Consider the following 1100-nt stretch of genomic DNA (forward strand, 5'->3'; position numbering starts at 1 on the left):
ATCCTGTCCCCGCAACCAAACCTCACTAAACAAACAGCCCGCCTCGTGCGGGCTCTTTTGTTTTTTGCCCTGGTGCCGGGGTTTAACCCGTCATCAGGCTCCCCCAAGCAGGCCAAGCCCAAGCCGCCAGACAGAAAACTCAAATCCTCTCCCCAACCAAACTTCGGTAAGCAAACGGCCCGCCAGGAACAATGCCCCGCCGGCCGTTCGCATTCGGGGGACAATGGTGCCTGCAGCGGCACTCCTCGGCGGTGCCTGCAAGCGGCACTCCTCGGCGCAGAAAGAGGCCCCAGCCGACAAGCTACGACGACAGACAAGCCTCTCAACAAACCTAATTCAAAATAGCCCGCAGCCGCGGGCCGTTTGCGTTCAGGGGATTGGCAAGCGAGGCGCCCAGCCGCCGCCATGGCCAGATCAACCGAATCGGAGGCAGAAAAGACGAAGCATCCGATCCTCAGGCATCGGTCAGTGATGCCGGTGGTGACTTGCAATCAAATACGAAATGAATTGGGTCGGGGTGGTGTTCTATTCAGTCGGCTTTTTGTGGCCACCCTCGGCCATGAATGACTGAGGACCGCGAATCGACCTGCATGTGGATCCTCGATCGCGCCGGCGGTTGGGTGTGTCACGCCGCAAGTGCCGTTGGCCGAGCGGCCTGGGGGGCGCTGAAGCGACGCCTCGATCAAGTCGAATCAAAGTGAAGGGCGATTCTCTGGGGATGAGTGGCGCAAGGTGTAGCATGGTCGAATCGGCCAATTTTGCTGATAGCCTATCGCCAGGTGCGGGATCACTCCCATGTCCCCGCAGGGGGATGCCAATGCCAAATTCGCTTTGAATGACCATTACGAGAGCTCCATCAGGAAGCAGCTCGAATCAGGCCGCTTCAACAATGCCAGCGAAGTTGTCCGCGCGGGCCTGCGCATGCTTGAGGATTTGGAGGCGGAGCGGGAGAAATGGCTGCGCGAGGAGATACCGGGGCGCCTGGCTGAACTCCGGCAGGATTCATCGAAGAGGTCCCTGCCGAAACGGTTTTCTCCCGGCTGGAGGCGCGTCATCGCGCGAAGCAGGCGAAAGCCTAGTAGGGGTGGAGTATCGGATTG

At 59.8% G+C, this 1100-nt stretch carries 1 pseudogene; it reads left to right on the forward strand.

Features of this window, described 5'->3' with window-relative positions:
• Positions 1–795: 795 nt before the first annotated feature.
• Positions 796–1079, forward strand: a pseudogene (locus EOD15_RS34670) (type II toxin-antitoxin system ParD family antitoxin).
• Positions 1080–1100: the final 21 nt, after the last annotated feature.

It is taken from the genome of Mesorhizobium sp. M7A.T.Ca.US.000.02.2.1 (genome assembly GCF_003996995.1).
In the GTDB taxonomy this organism is placed as follows: Bacteria; Pseudomonadota; Alphaproteobacteria; order Rhizobiales; family Rhizobiaceae; genus Mesorhizobium.